This window comes from Pseudomonas sp. LBUM1653 (assembly GCF_059716115.1).
Genome location: NZ_CP166803.1, coordinates 4,281,845 through 4,304,573, shown reverse-complemented (window position 1 = coordinate 4,304,573; position 22,729 = coordinate 4,281,845). Strand labels below are relative to the sequence as shown.

General features: G+C 60.4%; 20 protein-coding genes and 1 pseudogene. 12 read left to right on the top strand and 9 right to left on the bottom strand.

What is annotated here, in order from left to right; genetic code table 11:
• Positions 1-13: 13 nt before the first annotated feature.
• The 4 genes from ACA054_RS19170 to ACA054_RS19155 all read right to left on the bottom strand — a co-directional run bounded on the left by ACA054_RS19170 (position 14) and on the right by ACA054_RS19155 (position 2,151).
• Positions 14-283, bottom strand: coding sequence for a DUF2790 domain-containing protein (locus ACA054_RS19170; protein ID WP_497685661.1), 270 nt, complete (start codon positions 281-283; stop codon positions 14-16).
• Positions 284-408: 125 nt separating this feature from the next.
• Positions 409-1,182: an alpha/beta hydrolase gene (locus tag ACA054_RS19165; RefSeq protein WP_497685660.1), complete on the bottom strand. Its 774-nt coding sequence runs from the start codon at positions 1,180-1,182 to the stop codon at positions 409-411.
• Positions 1,183-1,312: 130 nt separating this feature from the next.
• The gene (locus tag ACA054_RS19160) at positions 1,313-1,801 is read right to left on the bottom strand and encodes a DUF6644 family protein (protein WP_497685659.1); all 489 of its coding nucleotides are present in this window, start codon (positions 1,799-1,801) and stop codon (positions 1,313-1,315) included.
• The gene (locus tag ACA054_RS19155) at positions 1,801-2,151 is read right to left on the bottom strand and encodes a DUF6152 family protein (protein ID WP_497685658.1); all 351 of its coding nucleotides are present in this window, start codon (positions 2,149-2,151) and stop codon (positions 1,801-1,803) included. The genes ACA054_RS19160 and ACA054_RS19155 overlap by 1 nt, the downstream gene beginning before the upstream one ends.
• 203 nt (positions 2,152-2,354) lie before the next feature.
• On the opposite strand from ACA054_RS19155, the gene ACA054_RS19150 reads away from it, so the two are divergent.
• The 5 genes and pseudogenes from ACA054_RS19150 to ACA054_RS19130 all read left to right on the top strand — a co-directional run bounded on the left by ACA054_RS19150 (position 2,355) and on the right by ACA054_RS19130 (position 6,670).
• Complete coding sequence (locus tag ACA054_RS19150) at positions 2,355-3,320, top strand: tripartite tricarboxylate transporter substrate binding protein (RefSeq protein WP_497685657.1); 966 nt, start codon at positions 2,355-2,357, stop codon at positions 3,318-3,320.
• 1 nt (position 3,321) lies between these two features.
• Entirely contained in the window at positions 3,322-3,807 is a 486-nt protein-coding gene (locus ACA054_RS19145) for a tripartite tricarboxylate transporter TctB family protein (RefSeq protein ID WP_497685656.1), read from the top strand.
• 18 nt (positions 3,808-3,825) lie between these two features.
• Positions 3,826-5,334 (top strand): tripartite tricarboxylate transporter permease, encoded by a 1,509-nt coding sequence (locus ACA054_RS19140; protein WP_497685655.1) that lies wholly within the window; start codon positions 3,826-3,828, stop codon positions 5,332-5,334.
• A 71-nt stretch (positions 5,335-5,405) separates the two neighbouring features.
• Positions 5,406-5,601, top strand: a pseudogene (locus tag ACA054_RS19135) (hypothetical protein); the annotation flags it as partial.
• A 28-nt stretch (positions 5,602-5,629) separates the two neighbouring features.
• The gene (locus ACA054_RS19130) at positions 5,630-6,670 is read left to right on the top strand and encodes a GT-B fold glycosyltransferase domain-containing protein (RefSeq protein WP_497685654.1); all 1,041 of its coding nucleotides are present in this window, start codon (positions 5,630-5,632) and stop codon (positions 6,668-6,670) included.
• A 29-nt stretch (positions 6,671-6,699) separates the two neighbouring features.
• Here the strand turns inward: ACA054_RS19130 and ACA054_RS19125 are convergent, their stop codons facing one another.
• Positions 6,700-7,584, bottom strand: a complete 885-nt coding sequence (locus tag ACA054_RS19125; protein ID WP_497685653.1) for a LysR substrate-binding domain-containing protein — start codon at positions 7,582-7,584, stop codon at positions 6,700-6,702.
• 157 nt (positions 7,585-7,741) lie between these two features.
• Here ACA054_RS19125 and ACA054_RS19120 point away from each other — a divergent pair, with 157 nt between their 5' ends.
• Together ACA054_RS19120 and ACA054_RS19115 are read left to right on the top strand one after the other, a co-directional pair.
• Positions 7,742-9,043 carry an NAD(P)/FAD-dependent oxidoreductase gene (locus tag ACA054_RS19120; protein WP_497685652.1) on the top strand — a complete coding sequence of 434 codons (1,302 nt, stop codon included), beginning with the start codon at positions 7,742-7,744 and terminating at the stop codon, positions 9,041-9,043.
• A gap of 52 nt (positions 9,044-9,095) precedes the next feature.
• Entirely contained in the window at positions 9,096-10,184 is a 1,089-nt protein-coding gene (locus ACA054_RS19115; protein WP_497685651.1) for a polyamine ABC transporter substrate-binding protein, read from the top strand.
• Between the two features lie 225 nt (positions 10,185-10,409).
• On the opposite strand, the gene grxC is transcribed toward ACA054_RS19115, so the two are convergent.
• Together grxC and ACA054_RS19105 are read right to left on the bottom strand one after the other, a co-directional pair.
• Complete coding sequence (gene grxC, locus ACA054_RS19110; protein WP_497685650.1) at positions 10,410-10,661, bottom strand: glutaredoxin 3; 252 nt, start codon at positions 10,659-10,661, stop codon at positions 10,410-10,412.
• Between the two features lie 25 nt (positions 10,662-10,686).
• Positions 10,687-11,205 carry a carboxymuconolactone decarboxylase family protein gene (locus ACA054_RS19105; RefSeq protein ID WP_497685649.1) on the bottom strand — a complete coding sequence of 173 codons (519 nt, stop codon included), beginning with the start codon at positions 11,203-11,205 and terminating at the stop codon, positions 10,687-10,689.
• A gap of 132 nt (positions 11,206-11,337) precedes the next feature.
• On the opposite strand from ACA054_RS19105, the gene ACA054_RS19100 reads away from it, so the two are divergent.
• The 5 genes from ACA054_RS19100 to ACA054_RS19080 all read left to right on the top strand — a co-directional run bounded on the left by ACA054_RS19100 (position 11,338) and on the right by ACA054_RS19080 (position 19,500).
• Entirely contained in the window at positions 11,338-12,150 is an 813-nt protein-coding gene (locus ACA054_RS19100) for a cupin domain-containing protein (protein WP_497685648.1), read from the top strand.
• Between the two features lie 96 nt (positions 12,151-12,246).
• Positions 12,247-13,119 carry a mechanosensitive ion channel family protein gene (locus tag ACA054_RS19095; protein ID WP_497685647.1) on the top strand — a complete coding sequence of 291 codons (873 nt, stop codon included), beginning with the start codon at positions 12,247-12,249 and terminating at the stop codon, positions 13,117-13,119.
• 87 nt (positions 13,120-13,206) lie between these two features.
• Positions 13,207-16,017, top strand: a complete 2,811-nt coding sequence (locus tag ACA054_RS19090; RefSeq protein ID WP_497685646.1) for an amino acid adenylation domain-containing protein — start codon at positions 13,207-13,209, stop codon at positions 16,015-16,017.
• A 97-nt stretch (positions 16,018-16,114) separates the two neighbouring features.
• Positions 16,115-16,495 (top strand): RidA family protein, encoded by a 381-nt coding sequence (locus tag ACA054_RS19085; RefSeq protein ID WP_046816407.1) that lies wholly within the window; start codon positions 16,115-16,117, stop codon positions 16,493-16,495.
• Between the two features lie 1,004 nt (positions 16,496-17,499).
• On the top strand, positions 17,500-19,500 hold the full coding sequence (locus ACA054_RS19080; RefSeq protein WP_497685645.1) for a peptidase U32 family protein: 2,001 nt from the start codon (positions 17,500-17,502) through the stop codon (positions 19,498-19,500).
• A 58-nt stretch (positions 19,501-19,558) separates the two neighbouring features.
• Here ACA054_RS19080 and katG read toward each other — a convergent pair whose 3' ends face one another.
• Positions 19,559-21,811 carry a catalase/peroxidase HPI gene (gene katG, locus ACA054_RS19075; RefSeq protein ID WP_497685644.1) on the bottom strand — a complete coding sequence of 751 codons (2,253 nt, stop codon included), beginning with the start codon at positions 21,809-21,811 and terminating at the stop codon, positions 19,559-19,561.
• A 381-nt stretch (positions 21,812-22,192) separates the two neighbouring features.
• Positions 22,193-22,699, bottom strand: coding sequence for a peptide-methionine (S)-S-oxide reductase MsrA (msrA, locus tag ACA054_RS19070; RefSeq protein ID WP_497639395.1), 507 nt, complete (start codon positions 22,697-22,699; stop codon positions 22,193-22,195).
• Positions 22,700-22,729 lie beyond the last annotated feature (30 nt).

Here is a 22,729-nt window from a genome sequence, read left to right as displayed (position 1 = left end):
GCAGGGATGACGATCAGTGATCATTGGTGCAACCGCTGCCCTGGACCAGGTAATCCAGCTCATGCTGGCGACCCTGATGGTCGAGGTAGTTCAGTTGGGCAGGGACGATGCCGCATTGTTGCGAGATGTCCGTTTCGCCCAGCACTTTGGCGACGTCGAGGTGGACGAAGGCCGCGTCCTTGTCGTGGATCACCGCAGCGGTGCTCTGGGTGTCGGCAAATGCCGAGGCTGTGGTGAGGAGGGCGGCGAGGAGGGCGGTGAAACCGAGGGTATAGATTTTCATGACGGTTCTCTCTCAGGTTTGAGTTGGCTGTCGGCGGGTTGGCCTGACAGTGAGTTCAGGTTAACCAGGCGATCCGAACAGCCAACCAACAGTTCGATGACAAACTTGTAATGAATGGCCGCTGGTTACGGCTGGCGACCGGCGGCAGCAAGGATCAGGTCGGCGATTTCCTTGGAGTGGGACACCAGCGACAAGTGGCTCGACGGCAATTCGATGGTGGTGGCACCCATGCGCTTGGCCAGAAAGCGCTCAAGGTCCGGGTTGATCGTCTGGTCCTGGCTGGATACGGCGTACCACGACGGTTTGGTGTGCCAGGCCGCAGCGGTGGTGCGGTCGGTGAACAGGGTCTTGGCAATCGGTTGTTGCACGGCGAACAGCTGCATGGCTTTGTCGTGAGGCACGTCGCTGGCGAAGTATTTGAGGAAGGCGTCTTGCTTGAGGCTGACGAAACCGTCGTGTTCTTCGGTACCGGCACGTACCGGCATGGTCGGGTATTTGGCCGAGAGGGCGACGAAATCTTCCCCGGCATCCGGCGCACGCGCGGCGACGTACACCAGCGAACTGACTTTCGGATTGACCCCGGCCTCGCTGACCACCGTGCCGGCGTAGGAATGGCCGACCAGCACGGTCGGGCCATCTTGCTGATCGAGCACGCGCTGGGTCGCGGCGACGTCGTCGGCCACCGACGTCAGCGGGTTTTGCACGGCCGTAACGTGCAGACCGGCGGCCTGCAAGCGGCTGATCACATCCGACCAACTGGAGCCATCGGCCCAGGAGCCGTGCACCAGCACGACGTTGTTGGCCTTGACCGGTGCGGTCGTGGCGCCAGCCATGGCGGAACCGGTGCCCAGCACGAACAGGCTGGCGGCGATCAGGCAGAGTTTGCTCAATGGATTCATGGTATCGACCCTTGTCATCATCAGTGGGAGGCGTGTCACCCGGTGCGGGTGACTGACGACTTCACTGTATGAAGCGAGGGTGCTGGCTACGCTGACAACTCAATGACAAGTCTGTAATGCAACGGATCGTTCAGGTGTAGGCCAGCAATCGGCCGCAGAGGATCACGCTGATCCAAAGCGCGATGGAACACAGTGCCTGCAGCTTGGCCACGCCCGGTGCCGGGTTACCGGTATCCCACGCCGTGACGGAACGGTACACGCCGACATGGAACAGCACGGCGTTGAGGCCCGCCGTGGCGATCAGGCACAGCTTGAGGATGAAAATGTCATTGGAGGCGAAGTCGTGAGGGTGGGCGGAAAACATCATCAGCCCGGCTGGAACGATCAACAGCAAAGCCGCAGCGGACCATGGCAGGAGATGGCGGGCGAGGGCCGTTACCTGCATATTGCGCGATACGCCGAGTACCCGCAGATCGAACATCACCACCGAACCGACCAGTATCGCGAAGCCGAGGATGTGCACCACTTCCACCAACGGATAGAGCCACAGATCACCCCGCATGGCTGACCCAAGCGACGAATCATTCAGCCAGTCCATCCAGCCCTGGTTGGTTTCCATCAGCGCAACTCGGTGGTTTTGTCGCCGATCGTGACGCGTTCTGCGCGCAACTCATCGGGTTTGTTGCGGTTCTGATAGCCGACCACGGTTGCTTGAGTGCCGACCGCCAGCATGTCCTTCGACAGCCCACGGTTTTCCATGCGCGAGGGCGGTGCGAGCACCACATTCCAGGTCTTGTCAGCCGTCTTGAGGTTGACGAAGCCGTGGGGGTGGGAATAACCGGACTCTTCTATGGTGCCGGTCAATTGCAAGGGTTTGCTGGAGTCGTACTCGCTCCAGCCGTGATGGGCGAATGCCGCAGTGGCCATCAACAGCAATGACACGCCGAAGCCCTTGAGCATGATGTTCATGACAGGGTTCTCCTGTTGCAAAGGTTTTGGGTCGATGTTTTTCAGGATAGTTGGCGCATTTCGGGGGCTGGAACACCCCGACCAAAAGAATGTTTCAGTCTGTGACGCAGGAGTCGCAAGGCTTGGCAGGCCTTTGACGGAACCATGTTCTACGCTTACCGGCAGAAGGCACCCATAAAAACAATGCTAAAGGGAGAGACACCATGTCCGCTTTGTTTCATCGCGTCAGTCATAGCCTGGCTGTGGGACTTGTTGCTGCTGCAATCACTACGTCGGCGCTGGCGCTGGATACCGTCAAGTTCATGGCTCCCGGTTCCGTGGGCGGCGGTTATGACCAGACGGCTCGGGTACTCGGCAAAGCCCTGATTGAGGCCAACGCGGCCAAATCCGTGACCTTTGAGAACAAGGGGGGCGCGGGCGGTACGCTAGGGCTGGCGCAGTTTGCCAACAGCACCAAAGGCGACCCGAATGCGTTGCTGGTGGTCGGTGCGATCATGGTCGCTGGCATCGAACAGAACAAACCGCAAATCAGCTTGAAAGACGTGACGCCGATTGCCCGGCTGTTTACCGAATACAACGTGATCGCCGTGCGCAAGGAATCGCCCTACAAGACCCTCGACGACCTGATCAAGGACTTCAAGGCCAAGCCCTCCAGCATCACCTGGGGCGGTGGCTCCAAGGGCTCGATCGACCACATCGGCATTGCTCAACTGGCCGGCAAACTGGATGTTCCGGTCAACAAGGTGAATTACATCGCCACTGGCGGCGGGGGGGAAATCGTCGCCCAGACCTTGGGTGGTCAAATCAAAGTGCTGACCGGTGGATATGCCGAACTGGGCCAATACATCAAGAATGGCCAGATCCGCGTGCTCGCCATCGGTGCGCCCGAGCGTGTTCCGGAGATCGATGCGCCCACCCTCAAGGAGAGTGGTTACGACGTGGTTATCGGCAACTGGCGTGGTGTCTATGGTGCAGCCGGCCTCACGCCCGAGCAGCGCAAGGAAGTGACCGACGCAGTGCTGGCCGCCAGCAAAAGCAAAGTCTGGCAAGACAACATTCGAATCAATGCATGGACGGAGAGCGTGCTGACCGGTGACGATTTCGGCAAGTTTGTCGACGAAGAACACGTGCGGTTGCGCGCAATGCTGGTCAAGGTCGGGTTGCTTTGAAATGGCCGGATCCCGCGCAGTGGTGCCGGCCCAATTGGCCATCGGCGTTGGCCTGATTGTCCTCAGCGTCGTGTTGGCGGTGGGCGCGTGGCGCTTTCCGCCGGAGATGGGCTTCGTCATTCTGCCGGCCTATGTCTACCCCTGGGTGGTCGCGGGGTTTCTGGGGGGGGTGGGCGTGTTGTTGAGCTATCAGTCGGTCAGCGGCGGTTTTCGCGAACTGGATAACGAACAGGCCCCCACCGTGGCGGGCGGCAGGGCTGGCGCGGCCTGGGTCACCGCAGGGTTGATCGGTGTGGCCGTGCTCATCAACCTCATCGGTTTCGTGCTGGCGGCCGGGTTGCTGTTTGCTTGTGCAGCGCGGGGCTTTGGCAGTCGTCATCCGCTGCGCGACCTGGCCATCGGCATGGCCCTGACCCTGCCGATCTATTGGTTATTCAACGCCGGGCTGGGGGTTTCCCTGCCGCCGCTGGTCAACGCCTGGATCTGATCCAAGGAGATCGACAGCATGGACATTCTTGCAAGCCTGGCGATGGGCTTTTCCGCGGCGCTGACGCCGATCAACCTGCTGTGGGGCTTCATCGGTTGCCTGCTGGGCACCGCCATTGGCGTATTGCCGGGCATCGGGCCGGCGCTGACGGTGGCCTTGCTGCTGCCGATCACCGCCAAGGTCGATCCCACGGGCGCACTGATCATGTTCGCCGGGATTTACTACGGCGCGCAGTTCGGCGGCTCCACTACTTCGATCCTGCTCAATACGCCCGGTGAGTCGTCCTCCATGGTCACGGCCCTGGAAGGCAACCTCATGGCGCGCAATGGCCGGGCAGGGCCGGCGCTGGCCACGGCGGCGATCGGCTCCTTCGTCGCCGGCACCATTGCGACCATCCTGCTGACCCTGTTCGCACCGGTCGTGGCCAGGCTGGCGCTGAATTTCGGGCCGGCGGAATATTTCGCGATCCTGGTGCTGTCCTTCACCACGGTGTCGGCGGTACTCGGCGCCTCCATGCTGCGTGGCTTTGCTTCACTGGGAATTGGATTGACCATCGGCCTGATCGGCCTCGATTCGACATCGGGCATTGCCCGCTACACCCTGGGCGTGCCCGAAATGGTGGATGGCATCGAGGTGGTGCTGGTGGCGGTCGGTTTATTCGCGGTCGGCGAAGCCCTGTACAGCCTGCTGTATCAAACTGAGCAAGCGGAGGGCCGACATCGCCTGACGTCGTTGTGGATGACCCGCGCCGACTGGAAGCGCTCGGTGCCTGCCTGGCTGCGGGGCACGCTGATCGGCTTCCCGTTCGGCTCCATTCCGGCTGGCGGCGCGGAGATCCCGACCTTTCTGTCCTATTCCACCGAACGCAAACTGAGCAAGTACCCGAAAGAGTTCTCGGCCAACAAAGGCGAGGGCGCCATCGAAGGGGTGGCCGGCCCGGAAGCGGCCAACAACGCGAGCGCCACCGGCTCGCTGGTGCCGTTGCTGACCCTGGGCATCCCGACGTCCGCCACGGCGGCGATCCTGTTGGCGGCGTTCCAGAACTACAACCTGCAACCGGGGCCGATGCTCTTCGAAACCTCCGCCGACCTGGTCTGGACCCTGGTGGCCTCGCTGTACATCGGCAACGTCATCCTGCTGGTGTTGAACCTGCCGCTGGTGGGCCTGTGGGTCAAGCTGCTGCAAATCCCCCGGCCTTACCTCAACGCCGGAATCCTGGTGTTCGCCACCATCGGCGTCTACGGCATGCGCCATTCTTCCTTCGACCTGCTGCTGATGCTGGCCATCGGTTGGGCTGGCGTGCTGATGCGGCGTTTCGACTTCCCGGTGGCGCCGGTGATCGTCGGCATGCTGCTCGGCCCGATGGCTGAGAAACAGTTACGCAACGCCCTGTCCATCAGTGAGGGCGACTGGACAATATTTTTGACCCAGCCCATCTCGGCGGTGTTCATGGCCCTGACGCTGTTGGTGCTGGTGGTGCCGCATCTGCTGCATGCCCGGGGTATCAAATTGCACGAAGACGATTGAGTGCTGCGACTTTTTTGGGGGGGCGTAGTTGTGCCGGCGACAGCTATCTTGAAAAACGCCGGAAGCAATCTATGGTGAATTCAATATCGGCTGGTGTGTCCGATGGGGCCCTTGAGGTGAAAGCGTGCCAAACGAGCTATTCCGATTGCGAATTCGCCGGCAAGCGCAAGCAAACGCGCCGCGAACGATTCCTTGCCGATGTTGATTGAGCCGTATTACCCAAAGACTGGCGGTGGCCACAAACCGTATCCGCTGGAAACCATGCTGTTCGCCCGGTCAAAAGGATTTATATCAAATGTCTAATTCTTTAAGCTCAGATCGGCAGGTGTTTGATGGGCAGGTTTCAACGCCATCGATTTCGTTTGTTTGTTGTATTGAAAGTGGGCGGCTTGAAAGTCAAACTCTCCTTATGATCAAAACGCTCAGGAAGTTTGGCGGTCGGTTGGCAAATTGTACAGTGTTTGCAGTAAAGGCGCGTTTGGGTGCACCCCTGTCGCAAGCGACGTTGCGCACACTGCGCGAGCTGGATGTAACCTACGTCGATGACAGTGCCTATAATGTGGCGCCTTGGTTTAACTATTCAAATAAACCGGCGGCGGTGTATTGGGCACAACGTAATGCAACAACCGATTTAATTTCCTGGCTTGATAGTGATATTTTGATTGCGTCGGAGCCATCGGGGTTGCTGTTGGATTCAGGCGTTGATTTTGCCGCCCGTGCAGAATATCTTCCGCCTGCTATTCATGAGGGGGATGCAAAAAATACTCCTTACTGGCAATCGCTGTGCAAGTTATTAGGCGCCAGTTTCGATGAGCTTCCATGGATATCATTGGAAACTCCGGTGGTAAAAATGCGCGCTTTCTTTAACTCCGGTGCATTTGTCTGGCGTAGAAGTAGTTGTTTTGCTGAAAGCTATGTTTCAGCATTCGAAAAACTACTGAAAAGTAAACTGGCCAGTAGTTCAGGCTCCGCATGGTATGCCGACCAGGTTGTTATTTCTCCAGTATTGGTAAAGCATAATATCAGCTGGCGCCACTTGAGCCTTGTGGAGCATCACATGGTTTTTCCTGGGCATATCGTCGGCCCATCAGCGACACCGTCCATGAAGAGTTCAAGTATCATTCATTATTCCGGGTCGCTTTCTGGTGATTCGGAGCCAGCAATGCTGGAGCGACTCATTAACGAAATACCCCATGTTCATAAAGAACTGATGGAGCACAGGGTAAACAGTGAAGCCCCCAGGCAAAATGTCATATGGCTCCCGCTACGTGTCTTGAGGAAAATCAGGCTTTGGTATTTCTTGAAATCTCTTGATGTTTCAGAAGTTGGTGTATAGCGAAGCGTCGCTGGCTGTCAAATTCGCGCCTACGGGTTGTGATGTGCTACAACTTGCTCGGTGAACCACTGAACAACCTGCGCGCACGCCGGATGCGCAGCCGCCGAGGGCTGCAGGCACAGCGAGTAAATCCCGCGGGTCTTCAAGGGCTGGCCGAACGGGATGACCAGGACGCCGCGTTCGATCGACTCGCCGGCCAGGGTCATGTCGGTCATGGCCACGCCCAAACCTCGCGCGGCGGCATCGAGGGCCAGTTCGTCGAGGTTGAAGGGAATGTGGCGAAACTCATCCAGTGATCTGCCACCGTTGGCGGATAGCCAATACCGCCAGTCGTTCTTGTCGCTCGAACGGTGCAGTAGCGCAAAGCCTGCAAGATCCTCGAGTGACGCCAGTGCCAGCCCGGGCGCGCACACCGGCACCAGCGATTCCTCGAACAGGGTCAGACAATCCGGGGCGCCGGTCGGCTCGGGCAGGTAGAGGATGTAGGCGTCGCTGTCGCTCGCCGGTTCCACCACTTCCGTGGCGACGGTCTCGATCGCCAGCGATACCTGCGGATGATGCCGATAGAAATCACTCAGCCTGGGCAGCAGCCAGCGCACGGCCAGTGACACGTGCATGCGGATGCGGAACGGACGCTTTTGCGGGGCGATCCGGTCCTCGAGGGCCTTGAGGTGTTCAAGGATGTGCCGGGCACTGGCGAGCACCTGTTCGCCTTCCGCCGTCAGCTGCAGGCTGCGGCTGGTCCTGACGAACAGCGCGGCGCCGTAGTGACTCTCCAATTGCTGGATCTTGCGGCTCACGGCGCTTTGGGTCAGGCACAGCGTTTGCGCCGCCTGGGTGAAGCTGCCCGAATCGGCGACCTCGACCAAGGCCTGCAGGCCCTGTAGCGAGGGAACGTGGCGAATGTTATCCATGCGTTTTCAGAATACCCGGATGATTTAATAACGTTGGTTGTCGTTGCAATGTCCCTTTAGATTCTAGCTATAGCGGCCGTCATCTCAAACAACCCATGCAATAACTGCATGCAGCTTTGCGAGAAGGCCTGCATCACGACAGTCAACGAGGTGACGCATGGAAAACGTATGTGGCTGGATTGCGCAAGCCGGGGACAGCCCGTTGCGCGATCCGCTCAAGGGCACTCAGCAGGCCGATTGGCTGGTGATCGGCGCCGGCATCACGGGGCTGTGTGCCGCTCACTCACTGGCTGAATTGCATCCCCAGGCACGCATTGTGCTGGTCGAACGCCAGCGGGCCGCGCAAGGAGCGTCGGCGCGCAATTCGGGGTTCGTGGTCACCCACGAACATCCCACCCATGCCGAGTTGCAAGGCCGCCCGGGCTTCGCCGACTTCCAGGTCGACACGGCGATTTCCCGTACCGCCAGCGACGAGGTACGCAAGCGCATTGCCCGCCATGGCATCGAATGCGATTTCCGTGAATCGGGTTATTTCTTTGCGGTCAGCGATCCGCGCAAGTTGACCCAGGTCGAGGCCAAGTTGCAGACATTGCGCGCGGTGGGCGCCTCTGCGCAGTTTCTGCAAGGTGAACAGTTGAGCCAGAAGCTGGGAACCCGGCACTACCAGGCGGCGATCTGGTGCGGCAATGGCAATGCGCTGCTGCAACCGGCGAAGTACGTCAAAGGGCTGCTCGATGCACTGCCGCCGAAGGTGACCTTGTTTGAAAACACCGAGATCACCGGCCTGCAGCGCCTGGGCAATGGCCGCATCCGCGCTAGCGGCACCCATGGCTGCATCGAGGCCAGCAAAGTGCTGGTTTGCCTCAATGCCTTCATTCCCCGTTCCGGTATCAGTGATAGCGGCACCTTCGCCATGGAACTCAGTGCCAGCCTCACCCGGCCCCTGAGCGACGAAGAATTCCAGGCCCTTGGCGCCGTAGAACCCTGGGGCGTGCTGTCGACCCGTCCCCTTGGGGCCACGGTGCGCCTGACCCCGGATCGCCGGGTGATGATTCGCAACACCGCCGAGTACCGCTGCCACGACTTGTCGCTCAGCGAACTGGCGACGCGGCGCCAGCACCATGTACTGGGTCTGCAGCGTCGTTTTCCGCTGTTGGGCGCGCGGGACATTGAATACACCTGGACGGGACACCTCAGCGCTTCGCGCTCCGGGCAACCGTATTTTGCCAAGGTCGAGGAGGGCGTGTTCGCCGTGGCCGGGTGCAACGGCTCCGGCGTGGCGCGCGGCACACTGTGGGGACGGCTGCTGGCGGAACTGGCGTCGGGTATCGACTCACCGGTCTTGCAATCGGTCATCGAGCGCGCCCAGCCCGGCTGGCTGCCGCCCAAGCCCTTGCTGGATATCGGTGCCATGCTGCGTATGCGCGTAGAGACGGCCCGGGCCAAAAGCGAAATCTAGAACACCGGCTTTCACTCACAACAAAAGCACTTCAACACGAAGGTGATCGAACATGCGCGTCAATCCTGTTTCCCTGGTGGCACTGCTCTCTACGTTTTGCGCCGCCGCCTACGCCGATGAAACCGTGAACATTTCCAACTGGAACGGCTACATCGCCGACGACACCCTGGCCACGTTCACCCGGGAAACCGGGATCAAGGCCACCTACGACATCCATGACAGCAACGAAGTGCTGGAATCGAAGTTGATGACGGGCAATACCGGGTATGACGTGGTCAGCCCGTCCAACCATTTCCTGTCGCGCCTGATCAAGGCCGGGGCCATCCAGAAGCTAGACAGGAGCCAGCTGCCGGGCTGGAACAACCTTGACCCGGTGCTGATGAAAAAGCTCGAGGTCAACGACCCCGGCAACCAGTACGGTTATCCCTACATGTGGGGCACTGCGGGCATTGGCTATAACGTCGAGAAGATCAAGGCGATCTTCGGCAACACCGACGTCACCCGTTCCTGGAGCCTGTTTTTCGATGAGGCCAATATCAAAAAACTCAGCGAATGTGGCGTGGCGATCATCGACAACCCGACGCAAGTGCTGCCGATCACCCTCAATTACCTGGGGTTGCCACCCCATAGTCATGAGCCGGCCGATTACAAGAAAGCCGAACAGGCGCTGCTGAAGATCCGGCCTTACGTCCAGTATTTCCACGCCTCCAAGTACATCAGCGACCTGGCCAACGGCAACGTCTGCGCGGTGATCGGCTTCAACGGCGACATCGTGCAGGCGGCTGCCAGCGCCAGGGAAGCGAAAAACGGCATCGACATTGCCTATTCGATCCCGGAAGAGGGCTCCACGTTGTGGTTCGACATGGTGGTCATGCCCAAGAGCGCTCCGCACCAGAAGATCGGCTACACCTACATGAACTACCTGCTGCAACCTCAGGTCATTGCCAACATCAGCAACAGTATCCACTACGCCAACCCCAACAGCGCAGCGGATGCCGATGTGGTGCCGGCGGTGAAACAGGACCTGGCGATCTACCCGCCGAAAGCGGTGATGGAAAAGTTGTTCACGGTAGAAGACTTGCCAGCCTCCATCGCCCGCTTGACCACGCGCCTGTGGACCAAGTTGAAGACCAATACGTAGGAGGTAGGAGCGAGCATGCTCGCGATGGACCTGAGAGCGCTGCGGGGTACCAGGCTTCCCGCGTCATCGTTGAAGACCATCGCGAGCATGCTCGCTCCTACAAGGGGTTAGGCCAGCATCCGTAGGAGCGAGCATGCTCGCGATGGACCTGAGAGCGCCGCGGGGTACCAGGCTTCCCGCGTCATCGTTGAAGACCATCGCGAGCATGCTCGCTCCTACAGGGGGTTAGGCCAGCATCGACAGCAAGCCGCCCTGTAGATCCAGTCGGGCCAGGTCGTCGAAGCCGCCGATGTGCGTGTCGCCGATGAATATCTGCGGCACGTTGCGCCGGCCGCTGCGGCTGAGCATCTCTTCAAGCTTGCCGGGCGTGTGCTGAACGTTGATCTCCCGGGGCGTCACGCCTTTGGTGGCCAGCAGCGTCTTAGCGCTGCGGCAGTAAGGGCAGGTGTCGGTGGTGTACAGGGTTACCGTTTTCATGAAATCAATCCTCCAGCAGGGTGGATCAGGCGTCGATGGCCGGAAAGTCGATATCGGTCAGGGCGACGTTGTTCAGATAGTTGGTCAGCGTTTGCGAGGCCACGTGGGCGATCACTTCGATGATCTTCGCGTCATCGATTCCGGCGGCGCGGGCCGCGGCAATTTGCTCGCTGCCCAAGTGGCCTCGGCTTTCGGTGATTTGCCGGGCGAGCAACGCGTAGGCATCGTGCTGGCCTTCGCGGGCGCTGAGGATCTCCTGGCCGGAAAGCCCGGCCTTGCCGGCGAACAGCGTGTGTGCCGCCAGGCAGTAGTCGCAGCCGTTGACTTGGGAGGTGGCGAGGAAAATCACTTCCTTCTGCGGGGCGCTCAAGGACGTCTTGCCCAATGCCGCCGAGTTCTGCAGGTAGGAGGCCAGTACGGCGGGGGCGTGGGCCAGGACCCGGAACACGTTGGGCAGGAAGCCGATTTTCTTCTGCACGCCGTCGAGCAATGGGCGGGTGGTCTCGGTGGCGTGTTCGAGGCTGACAGGGGTAATGCGTGGCATGGTGATTCTCCGTAGTGAATGCGCGACAAGCGCTGGGTACGGAGTGGATGCTAGTGAATCGGGCTGGCCTATTGGGTGCAAATCGTCGACGATATGCGACAGATCGTCCAGAACTGCTGCCGGAGGCCCTTCATGGACCGCTTGTCTACATTGCTTGCGCATTTCGGCGTCAATGCCGGGACCTTTCACAGCGGTACGTTTTGCGGCACGACCGCGTTCGATGGCAGCCAGGCCTGCGGTCATTTACATTTGCTCCAGGCGGGCGAGTTGTCCCTCAGGCTCGCGGACGACCGTGAGCTGCACATCACGGTACCGACACTGATCTTTTTTCCCCGGCCATATCGCCACCGCCTGTTTGCCGCACAGGACAGCGATACGCAGTTGGTGTGCGCGACCCTGGATTTCGATGGCGGCGCGGGCAATGCCCTCGCCACGGCGCTGCCGGATTATCTGGTGCTGAAACTGGATGAAATCCCCACCCTGGCCAGCACGCTGCAATGGTTGTTCAACGAAGCCTTCGACGGTACCTGTGGTCGTGAGGCGGTGATGGACCGGCTGTTCGAGCTGGTGGTGATCCTGTTGTTGCGGCACATGCTGAGCAGTCGCAATCAGTCGCCGGGCATGCTGGCCGGCCTTGCCGATCCTCGCCTGGCGCGGCCCTTGAACCTCATGCACGAGGCGCCGGGCAAGGCCTGGAGCGTGGCCGAACTGTCGGTGGCGGCCAACATGTCCCGGGCAAGTTTCGCCGAGCACTTCAAGCGGGTGGTCGGGCAGGCCCCGGTGGATTATCTGGTCAGCTGGCGCATCAGCCTGGCGCAGAAACGCCTGCGTGAAGGCAAGCCCATTGCCTTGATCGCCGAAGAGGTCGGTTATGAAAGCCCTTCGGCACTTGCCCGGGCTTTTCGCCGCAAGACCGGGGTCAGTCCCCGGCAATGGAGGGGATAACGGCACAGGATCCTGCGCATGTTAGCCGGCGGACTGGCGGGCCACGGGAGCTGTGCTAGCGTCTTGGGGTGAATCTCTCATTTGCGAGCCTCAGCCATGGACGAGACAGTCGTTAACGTGACCACTCAGAAGTTCAATGCCCTGCTTGCCGTGGTGCAGGCCTATGGCGCCGCGTTCGCGGTCAAGCTGCTGACTGCCATCGCCTTCTGGATCGTCGGGCGCTGGCTGATCGGCTTTGCCGTCGGCATGGTGCAGAGGGCCTTGAGCAGGCAGAAGGTCGACCCGACCGTGCTGCGCTATGTGGGCTCGGCGATCACCGTGACGCTGAACATCATCCTGGTGATCGGCATCCTCGGCTACCTCGGCATGCAGACCACCACCTTCGCGGCGCTGCTGGCCGCGGTCGGCCTGGCAATAGGCCTGGCCTGGTCCGGGCTGCTGGCCAACCTGGCGGCCGGCGCCTTCATCATTGTGTTGCGTCCATTTAAGGTCGGCGACTTCATCAGTGCAGGCGGGGTGATCGGTACAGTCACCGAAATCGGCCTGTTCGCGACGGCAATCAACACCCCGGACAACGTGATGACCCTGGTCGGTAACAACAAGATCTTCAGCGATAACATCCAGAACTTCACCCACAATTCGTTCCGCCGTGTCGAGCTCCAGGCGCAACTGTCCGGCGCGGCCGACTGGAAAGCCGCGGTGGCCTTGCTCAAGGAGCGCATCGCCGCCATCCCCAATGTGCTTGCCGAGCCGGCAGTGGATGTGGAGATTCTGGAGTTCAACCTGGTCGGCCCGGTGCTGGCGGTGCGGCCTTATTGCCACAATGAGCATTACTGGCAGGTGTATTTCGATACCAACCGCATCATCAAGGACGCCCTCGGCGAAGCCGGCTTCCCGGCCCCGATGCCAGCGCAGACGGTGATCTTCCAGCAAGGCGCCGCGTTGCCGCAGGCGATGGCAAAACAGTGAGGGAATCGGGCTCATGGCGGTCTTGTGAGACAGGCCGCCATGAGCCTGCCGTTGTGTCTTACAGGCCATGGGGAGTCAACCAATAACATGCAGGATGCGCGCCCAAACCCGACCCTTGATCTGGCGTATTGTGTCGAACGTCCGATATTCATGGACTTCCTGCAGCACGCTGGACGCACGTCCGACGCCGTTGCCGTGGTTTCTCATGACGCCACGTGCACTTACGGTGAACTGGAAGCGATCAGCCAGCGCCTTGCCTGCTTTTTGCTTGAACAGGGCGCGAGCGAATCCGACCGGGTCGTGATCGTCTCCAGTCGCTGCGCCGGCCTGGTCTACGCCATGCTTGGTGCCTCGCGCGCCGGCTTGACGTTCACCGTTGCCGACATGGCCTATCCCCGTGCGCGCATCGAACAGATCATCGAGGTGCTGAAGCCGACCTTTGTACTGGTATGCGGCGAGGCGGCCTTTGAGCTCGATTCGCAGCGTTCGTCCGTCGTGCGCGTGGTCAAGATACCGGAGATGCCCGGCGACGCACTGAAGGCGTTCGCCGTCGAGCCAAGGGGCTTGCCCGAAGTCAATCCTGGAGACCCGGCCTATATCACCTTCACCTCGGGCAGTACCGGGGAGCCGAAGGGGATTGTCACCCATCACGCGCCCTTGGTGCATTTCATCGAATGGCATAGCCAGCGTCACTCGTTGACCAGGGACAGTTGCTTTTCCCTGCTGTCGGGGCTGGGCCACGACCCGGTCTACAGGGACGTGTTCACGCCACTCTCCATTGGCGCGAAAGTCATCATCCCGGCCCAGTCGACAGTGATCGATCCAGCAGCCTTGGCGAGATGGATACACCAGCATCGGATCTCGATCATTCACCTCACGCCGCCCTTGGGCAAACTCATTGAAACCGGTGCGAAAATCAGTGGATTGCAGTTCAATGAGCTGCGCTATCTGTTTTGGGGTGGGGATGCCTTAAGCAGCACCCTTTACGAGCAAATACGCGCCATCGCCCCCAACGCCATCAGCGTCAACTTCTACGGCACAACAGAAACGCCGCAGGCGATGGCTTACCATCAGGTCGATCCCGCGCTCGACAATGCGAGGATCCCGCTGGGCAAAGGGATCGAGGGCGCGCAACTGTTGCTGGTCAATGAGGCCAATCAGTTGGTCGGCGAAGGCGAAGTCGGAGAAATCCTGATCCGCAGCCCGTACTTGTCCCTGGGTTACTACGGTGACGCAGCGCTGACCCGGGAAAAGTTTGTGGTCAATCCCTTCACCCGTGCCGAGGGTGATATCTGCTACCGGACCGGCGACCTGGGCACTTATCTTGCCGATGGCAGTGTCATGTTTCGCGGGCGCGGCGATAGCCAAGTCAAGATTCGCGGCCATCGCATCGAACTGGCTGAAATCGAAACCTCAATCTCAAGGCATCCGCGGATCAAACAGTGCGTGGTGTTGGCCAACAACGACCGATCGAACGTGAAACTGGTGGCCTGTTGCGTTTCAGCCAACCCTGTTTCATCGGTTGAACTGCGTGAGCAAGTGGGGCAGCAGTTGCCCGACTACATGGTGCCGGCGTTGTTCGTGTTCGTGGAGACTATTCCGTTGACGCCGAACGGCAAAATCGACAAGCGGGCGCTGCAGGTGCTTGTCGACAAGCAGGCGGCACCGGTCAGCGCGAGCCAGGACCTGTCGCCGCTGGCGCTCAAGTTGGCGCAGGCATGGGCTGAAATTCTTGAAGTGCCGCGCATCGATCCAGCGTTGACGTTCGTGGAGTTGGGTGGGGATTCACTCTCGTTCGTCCAGGCTTCGATGGTGCTGGAAGAGCTTATCGGACACCTGCCCGATCAATGGGAAATGATCCCGGTACTCGAGTTGTGTGAACTGGCCAGCGACACCAAGGCCTCGAGGTTTTCGCTTCGGGCAATGGAAGTGCCGGTGTTTCTACGCGTGGTTTCCATCGTGTTGATTGTGATGGGGCATTTTCAGGTGTTGGCACATTGGCCGGTGTTCGGCGAAACAATGGCCTTGTTCCTGGTTTCCGGGATCAGCCTGGCAAGGTTTCAACTCAAGGCCATCAATGAATCCGGGAGCGTACGCACGCTGGTCAAGTCCGTTGCCAGCATCGCGGTGCCCACGATCCTGTACACGGTGTTGGTTCAGGTGCTGTTCGATACGGTGCATTGGCAATCATTGTTGCTGATTTCCAATTGGTATTCGCCGAACCTGATCGGCAACTTCGTCTACTGGTACATAGAAGTACTGGTGCAGATGCTGGTGATCATCGGGTTCGTACTGTCGTTCGAGCGCGTCAGGAACATCATCAGCGCAGACCCGTTTCGCTGTTTTGTCATTGCGGCATGCGTGTTGGCGTTGGCTGATGTGCTGATCAGTCACTACGTGTTTGATGCGAGCGAGTTGTTCAATCGGGTGCCACAGCATTACCTGGCGATCATGGTGCTCGGCATGGCCATCCACAGTGCCAGTTCAACCACACAGAAGTGGATCGTCACTGTCGTTGCCGTCATGGTGGTGGGTTGGCAGGACATGCTGGCGATGCTGGGATTCGGACCGCTCGCCGCCGAGATCTGGAATCATATCGATGTCGCCCTGCCTGCCACTCTCCTGGTGATCTGGGTCCGGTCCATTCCCGTACCCGGCCTGATGGCCCGGGGCATGGCCTTGATTGCCTCCTCGACGCTGTATATCTACTTGACGCACTTCCAGTTCCATTCGGTGGCGAGACGCATCGGCGATTATCCGCTGCTCGGGGTGGTATTCGCCGTTGTCGGTGGCGTTGCGGTGGCTTATGCCTGGAACAAGGTGGTGCGCTGGGTATTGCTGCGTGGCAACAGTGACGGCAAGAAGCGTCGCGCGGATAAAATCGAGCGGGTGGCGTGACGGTTCCGTAAACTGGCGGCGCAACAGGCGTTGCTACATGACTACCTCGGCTGTCATGCGTGCGATGCCGCCTTACCACCTCAAGCAAGAGACACTCATGGCAAACCAAGACCTGACCTTCGTTCCCGATCCCGATGCGGACTCCATCTCCTCCGACGTTGCCGGTTTCGGCGGCATGCTGGTCTCCACCCAGATTCCGACGCGTGCCGATGGCAGCCTTGAACTGGGCGATATCACCCTGCAAAGCGAGTGCACCCTGCAGGCGCTGAAAGTGGCGCTGGAACGCGCCGGCAGTTCCATGGACCGGGTGCTGCACTTGACTATCTACCTCACCGACATGGCTGACCGCGCCGCCTTCAACGAGGTCTATAAGCGTTTCTTCGCCAAGCCGTGGCCAGTGCGCGCCGCAGTGGGCGTGGCTTCGCTGGCGGTCGAGGGCATGCGCGTGGAAGTTACTGCGATGGCTGCCAAGGCTTGATCTAATACACCCCGCGCTCTGTAGGAGCCTGGCTTGCCGGCGAAGAACGATGACGCGGACTCAGGGTACATATCCATTCCTGCGGTAACGGCCACTTATGGTTTCGCCCTTACGGCGACTCACTTTTCCAAACGCCGAAAAGTAAGCAAAAGGCTTTGCCCCACCACTCGGTGCCTCGCTGTGGCTCGGTATGCCGTAACGAAGGCATTGCTCCGTGGGTCGCCGCGATGGGCCATCCCTGGCCCAACGCGGCTAAACCGGCGTCCTGCCGGTTTACCCACTGCGCAATGCCTGCGTTCGGCCATCATGGTTTAACGGGGCGCCCAAATCTAAAGCCAAAGCGAGGCGGCCTGACAGCCGACCTGACTTTTGCAGATACCCCCCAATCCCCTGTGGGAGCGAGCCTGCTCGCGATGGACGTTAACGATAACGCGCCCTGTCTGGAGGATCGCGTTGTCTGGACGTCCATCGCGAGCAGGCTCGCTCCCACAGGGGATCGCGGATCAGCCAGTAATCAGGTCGGCTTTAAGGCCGCCTCGCTTTGGCTTTGGCTTTTGATTTTCTTGCCCCATCGATAGGCCGAGTGGAGGATCTGCGCAGTGGGTAAACCGGCATGGATGCCGGTTTAGCCGCGCTGGGCCAAGGATGGCCCAGCGCGGCGGGCCCTGTAGGAGCGAGCATGCTCCGGGCGGCGTTCCGACGAAAAACGCCAGAACAACACGGGCATTCAGATAGCCCTCGTCATCGTTGACGACCATCGCGAGCATGCTCGCTCCTACAGGCCGGGCGGCGTTCCGTGCTTCCAAGTGACTCGCTGTAAAAGCGAAGCCATAGGTGGCCGTTGCCGCAGGAATGGATATGTACTCCGTCAACAAACAATAGGTCGGCCATAAAGCCGCCATCGACGCTCCCACAATCGCCACCTGGCAGTACACGGATGCCCCCCGTTCATTTCACCGCTACAATGCGCGCCTCGACCGTGACAGCCTGACTAAAAAAATATTATGTCCCTGCCCAAACATCACCTGGAACTACTCAGCCCCGCCCGTGACGTGGCTATCGCCCGCGAGGCGATCCTGCATGGCGCCGATGCCGTTTACCTCGGTGGCCCGAGTTTCGGCGCCCGCCACAACGCCTGCAACGAGGTGAGCGATATCGCCGCGCTGGTGGAGTTCGCCCATCGCTACCACGCCCGGGTGTTCACCACGATCAATACGATCCTGCACGACAATGAGCTGGAGCCGGCCCGCCAGCTGATCCATCAACTGTACGATGCCGGTGTCGACGCGCTGATCGTCCAGGACCTGGGCGTGATGGAACTGGACATCCCGCCGATCGAGCTGCATGCCAGCACCCAGACCGACATCCGCACCCTGGAGCGGGCGAAGTTCCTCGACCAGGCCGGTTTTTCGCAACTGGTACTGGCCCGCGAGCTGAACCTGCAGGAGATCCGCGCGATTGCCGACGAAACCGAGGCGGCGATCGAGTTCTTCATCCACGGCGCGTTGTGCGTGGCGTTTTCCGGCCAGTGCAATATTTCCCACGCGCAGACCGGCCGCAGCGCCAACCGGGGCGACTGCTCCCAGGCCTGCCGTCTGCCGTACACCCTTAAAGACGAAAAGGGCGGGGTGATCGCCTACGAAAAGCACCTGCTGTCGATGAAGGACAACAACCAGAGCGCCAACATTCGCGCCCTGGTGGAAGCTGGCGTGCGCTCGTTCAAGATCGAAGGGCGCTACAAGGACATGGGCTACGTGAAGAACATCACCGCCTACTACCGCCAGCGCCTGGACGATGTGCTCGAAGACCGTCCGGACCTGGCCCGCGCGTCCAGCGGCCGCACTGCGCATTTCTTCCTGCCCGATCCGGACAAGACCTTCCACCGTGGCAGTACCGACTACTTCGTCAGCGAACGCAAGATCGACATCGGCGCCTTCGACTCGCCGACCTTCACCGGCCTGTCGGTGGGCGTGGTGGAAAAAGTCGGCAAGCGCGATCTGCTGGTGGTCACCCAAGAACCGCTGTCCAACGGTGACGGCCTCAACGTACTGGTCAAGCGTGAAGTGGTGGGTTGGCGGACCAACATCGCAGAAGCTAAAGGCGAGTTCGAAGAGGACGGCGAGAAACGCTATCGCTACCGCGTCGAGCCGAACGAGATGCCCAAGGGCTTGCACCAGTTGCGCCCGAATCACCCGCTGAGCCGCAACCTGGATCACAACTGGGCCCAGGCGCTGCAAAAGACCTCCGCCGAGCGCCGGATCGGTCTTTCCTGGGTGGCGTGCCTGCGTGAAGATCGCCTGGAACTGATTGCCACCAGTGAAGAGGGCGTCAGCGCCAGTGTGGCCCTGGACGGTCCGTTCGGCGTGGCCAACAAACCGGAACAGGCCCTGGAGCAGCTGCACGATCTGCTTGGCCAACTGGGCACCACCGAGTACCACGCCACCAACATCAAGCTGGACGCCCCGCAGGCGTTCTTCATTCCCAACTCGCAGCTCAAGGCCTTGCGCCGCGAAGTGATCGAAGCGCTGACCGTGGCGCGCGTCGCGGCACACCCACGGGGTGGCCGCAAGGCCGAGACCAGTCCGCCGCCGGTGTACCCGGAGTCGCACCTGTCGTTCCTGGCCAACGTCTACAACCAGAAGGCCCGCGATTTCTATCACCGTCACGGGGTCAAGCTGATCGATGCGGCCTATGAGGCCCATGAAGAGACCGGCGAAGTCCCGGTGATGATCACCAAGCACTGCCTGCGGTTCTCCTTCAACCTGTGCCCCAAGCAGGCCAAGGGTGTGACGGGCGTGCGCACCAAGGTCGCGCCGATGCAATTGATCCACGGCGACGAAGTGCTGACGTTGAAATTCGACTGCAAGCCTTGCGAGATGCATGTGATCGGCAAGATGAAGGGGCATATCTTCGATTTGCCGCAACCGGGCAGCGTGGTGCAGCAGGTCGTCGGGCACATCAGCCCCGAAGACCTGCTAAAAACCATTCATCGCGCGCCCCACTGAGTGAGCGGCGAGCGCGAAGTCAAGGCTGCGCGCTCGCCATCTCACCCCGCGGGTCAGCTCACCTCAGGTCGAAGCGGTCAAGGTTCATCACCTTGGTCCAGGCCGCCACAAAGTCCTTCACGAACTTTTCCTCGCCGTTACTGGCATAGAACTCCGACAGCGCGCGCAATTGCGAGTTGGAGCCGAAGACCAGATCGACTCGCGTGCCCGTCCACTTTTTCTGGCCGGTCTTGCGATCGCTCGCTTCAAACTCTTCCTGGGCGTCCGACAGCGGTTTCCACTCCACGCCCATGTCCAGCAGGTTGGTGAAAAAGTCGGTGGTCAGCGCTTCGGGCCGCGTGGTGAAGACGCCGTGCGCAGTCTGGCCGGCGTTGGTATTGAGTACGCGCAGGCCGCCAATCAGCACGGTCATTTCCGGCGCGGTGAGGGTCAGCAACTGCGCTTTGTCGATCAACAGCGACTCCGCCGATACGCGGTATCTGCCCTTGAGGTAATTGCGGAAGCCATCGGCGATCGGCTCCAGAAAACCGAAGGATTCGACATCGGTCTGTTCCTGGGAAGCGTCCATGCGCCCCGGCGTGAAAGGCACCGTGATCGTGTGCCCGGCATTTTTCGCCGCCTGTTCAACGCCTGCACAGCCGGCAAGAACGATCAGGTCGGCCAGGGAGATTTTCTTGCCGCCGGCATTGAACTCCTGTTGGATTCCCTCCAGTTTCGCCAATACGCCTGCGAGTTGGTCGGGCTGGTTGGCCTGCCAGAACTTCTGTGGGGCCAGGCGCAAGCGCCCGCCGTTGGCACCGCCGCGTTTGTCCGAACCACGGAAGGTGGAAGCCGCTGCCCAAGCCGTCGAGACCAGTTGCGAGACCGACAGGCCCGAGGCCAGCAGCTTGCTTTTCAGGGCAGCGACGTCGCTGTCGTTGACCAGTGGATGATCGACTTCAGGAATCGGGTCTTGCCACAGCAGTTCTTCAGCGGGCATTTCCGGGCCGAGGTAGCGCGAGAGCGGGCCCATGTCGCGGTGGAGCAGCTTGTACCAGGCACGGGCGAACGCGTCGGCCAGTTGATCGGGGTTCGCCAGGAAGCGCCGGGAAATCGGCTCGTAGATCGGGTCGAAGCGTAGCGCCAGGTCCGTGGTCAGCATGGTCGGATTGCGCCGTTTGGACGGATCGTGCGCGTCCGGAATGATCCCGGCGCCAGCACCGTTCTTGGGCGTCCACTGATGGGCGCCCGCCGGGCTCTTGGTGAGTTCCCATTCGAAGCCGAACACGTTCTCCAGGAAGTTGTTGCTCCACTTCGTGGGCGTGGTGGTCCAGGTCACTTCCAGGCCACTGGTGATGGTGTCGGGGCCTTTGCCGCTGCCGAAACTGTTCTTCCAGCCCAACCCCTGTTCTTCGAGGCCAGCGGCTTCGGGTTCGGCACCGACATTGTCGGCAGGGCCGGCGCCGTGGGTCTTGCCGAAGGCGTGACCGCCGGCAATCAGCGCCACGGTTTCCTCGTCATTCATGGCCATCCGGCCGAAGGTCTCACGGATGTCCTTGCCGGCGGCCACCGGGTCCGGGTTGCCTTCCGGGCCTTCCGGGTTCACATAGATCAGGCCCATTTGCACTGCCGCCAGAGGGTTCTCCAGATTGCGTCCTTGCTCGGTACGGCTCTCCTCGTTTTCCCCAGGTTCGGCAACGAGCGGGCCTTCGCCGGGTTCTTGCATGGCTTTTTGCGCTTTGTCGTAGCGGACGTCGCCACCCAGCCATTTGTTTTCCGAGCCCCAGTAGACATCCTCGTCCGGTTCCCAGACGTCAGGCCGGCCGCCGGAAAAACCGAAAGTCTTGAAGCCCATGGATTCCAGCGCGACGTTACCGGTCAGGACGATCAGGTCGGCCCAGGAAATGCTGTTGCCGTACTTTTGCTTGATCGGCCACAGCAGGCGACGGGCCTTGTCCAGGCTGACGTTGTCGGGCCAACTGTTGAGCGGCGCAAAGCGCTGCTGGCCAGAGCCGGCGCCGCCTCGGCCATCGCCGGTACGGTAGGTGCCGGCGGAGTGCCAGGACATGCGGATGAACAGCGGTCCGTAGTGTCCGAAGTCCGCGGGCCACCAGTCTTGCGAGTCGGTCATCAGGGCGGTCAGATCACGCTTGAGCGCGGCAAAATCCAGGGCCTTGAACGCCTGGGCATAGTTGAAGCCCTCGTCCGCGGGGGTGGACAGGGACGAGTGCTGGTGCAGGATCTTCAGATTCAGCTGGTTCGGCCACCAATCGCGGTTCGTGGTGCCACCACCAGCGGCGTGATTGAACGGGCATTTCGTTTCAGTTCCCATCTGTGAGCTACCTTTGGTCGTGTTCATTCAGCCATTGTCCCGACAGGTACGATGGCAGTGAGTGAAATCAATGACTCAGGCTGTTGGCCCAGCAAATCGATCAACTGATTATCGTGGCCAAATGGGCATCACCGGCACTGGCAAGCAAATTGCCAACGGGATGACCCACGGTATGCCTAGTCGGTTTCTGACTCCCGCTTTATCTTCTTATCAGGTCTCGGCCAGCCAGACCGCACCGGCGTTTGATAAGGCTAGACCGCCCTTGGGCAGACGGCTAATAGCTGGAGTATTTGTAGCCGATAGGCGAAATCTTTCAAGGCGCCTGTGGGGCTTCATTATAAACGCCTGCCCGCCAAGCGCCGGCAAGCCGGACTCCTGCCATTATTTACGTCTGGGCAGTGTCCAGTTCGGTCGTATGAAATGGCAGGTGTAGCCGTTGGGATAGTGTTCGAGGTAATCCTGATGCTCAGGCTCCGCGTCCCAGAATGGCCCGGCGGGCTCTATTTCAGTGACCACCTTGCCCGGCCAGAGGCCGGAGGCGTCAACGTCGGCCACGGTGTCTTCGGCTACGCGTTTCTGCTCGTCATCCAGGTAATAGAGTGCCGAACGATAGCTCGTCCCCAGATCATTGCCCTGACGGTTTTGGGTGCTCGGGTCATGGATCTGGAAGAAAAACTCGAGGATCTGGCGATAGCTGATCTGCTCCGGGTCGAAGACGATTTCGATCGCTTCGGCGTGGGAGCCATGGTTGCGATAGGTTGCATTGGGTACATCGCCGCCCGAGTAACCGACCCGAGTGGAAATCACGCCCGGGTAGCGTCGAAACAGATCCTGCATGCCCCAGAAGCAGCCGCCGGCGAGAATGGCGGTTTCGGTGTTCGTCGTCATCAGTACGCACCTCCCATCAAAGAGCGGCCT

Excerpts from the sequence above, each read along its gene's own strand:
- ACA054_RS19170 (WP_497685661.1), bottom strand. The coding sequence starts at position 283 with ATGAAAATCTATACCCTCGGTTTCACCGCCCTCCTCGCCGCCCTCCTC.
- ACA054_RS19165 (WP_497685660.1), bottom strand. The coding sequence starts at position 1,182 with ATGAATCCATTGAGCAAACTCTGCCTGATCGCCGCCAGCCTGTTCGTG.
- ACA054_RS19160 (WP_497685659.1), bottom strand. The coding sequence starts at position 1,801 with ATGGAAACCAACCAGGGCTGGATGGACTGGCTGAATGATTCGTCGCTT.
- ACA054_RS19155 (WP_497685658.1), bottom strand. The coding sequence starts at position 2,151 with ATGAACATCATGCTCAAGGGCTTCGGCGTGTCATTGCTGTTGATGGCC.
- ACA054_RS19150 (WP_497685657.1), top strand. The coding sequence starts at position 2,355 with ATGTCCGCTTTGTTTCATCGCGTCAGTCATAGCCTGGCTGTGGGACTT.
- ACA054_RS19145 (WP_497685656.1), top strand. The coding sequence starts at position 3,322 with ATGGCCGGATCCCGCGCAGTGGTGCCGGCCCAATTGGCCATCGGCGTT.
- ACA054_RS19140 (WP_497685655.1), top strand. The coding sequence starts at position 3,826 with ATGGACATTCTTGCAAGCCTGGCGATGGGCTTTTCCGCGGCGCTGACG.
- ACA054_RS19130 (WP_497685654.1), top strand. The coding sequence starts at position 5,630 with ATGTCTAATTCTTTAAGCTCAGATCGGCAGGTGTTTGATGGGCAGGTT.
- ACA054_RS19125 (WP_497685653.1), bottom strand. The coding sequence starts at position 7,584 with ATGGATAACATTCGCCACGTTCCCTCGCTACAGGGCCTGCAGGCCTTG.
- ACA054_RS19120 (WP_497685652.1), top strand. The coding sequence starts at position 7,742 with ATGGAAAACGTATGTGGCTGGATTGCGCAAGCCGGGGACAGCCCGTTG.
- ACA054_RS19115 (WP_497685651.1), top strand. The coding sequence starts at position 9,096 with ATGCGCGTCAATCCTGTTTCCCTGGTGGCACTGCTCTCTACGTTTTGC.
- grxC (WP_497685650.1), bottom strand. The coding sequence starts at position 10,661 with ATGAAAACGGTAACCCTGTACACCACCGACACCTGCCCTTACTGCCGC.
- ACA054_RS19105 (WP_497685649.1), bottom strand. The coding sequence starts at position 11,205 with ATGCCACGCATTACCCCTGTCAGCCTCGAACACGCCACCGAGACCACC.
- ACA054_RS19100 (WP_497685648.1), top strand. The coding sequence starts at position 11,338 with ATGGACCGCTTGTCTACATTGCTTGCGCATTTCGGCGTCAATGCCGGG.
- ACA054_RS19095 (WP_497685647.1), top strand. The coding sequence starts at position 12,247 with ATGGACGAGACAGTCGTTAACGTGACCACTCAGAAGTTCAATGCCCTG.
- ACA054_RS19090 (WP_497685646.1), top strand. The coding sequence starts at position 13,207 with ATGCAGGATGCGCGCCCAAACCCGACCCTTGATCTGGCGTATTGTGTC.
- ACA054_RS19085 (WP_046816407.1), top strand. The coding sequence starts at position 16,115 with ATGGCAAACCAAGACCTGACCTTCGTTCCCGATCCCGATGCGGACTCC.
- ACA054_RS19080 (WP_497685645.1), top strand. The coding sequence starts at position 17,500 with ATGTCCCTGCCCAAACATCACCTGGAACTACTCAGCCCCGCCCGTGAC.
- katG (WP_497685644.1), bottom strand. The coding sequence starts at position 21,811 with ATGGGAACTGAAACGAAATGCCCGTTCAATCACGCCGCTGGTGGTGGC.
- msrA (WP_497639395.1), bottom strand. The coding sequence starts at position 22,699 with ATGACGACGAACACCGAAACCGCCATTCTCGCCGGCGGCTGCTTCTGG.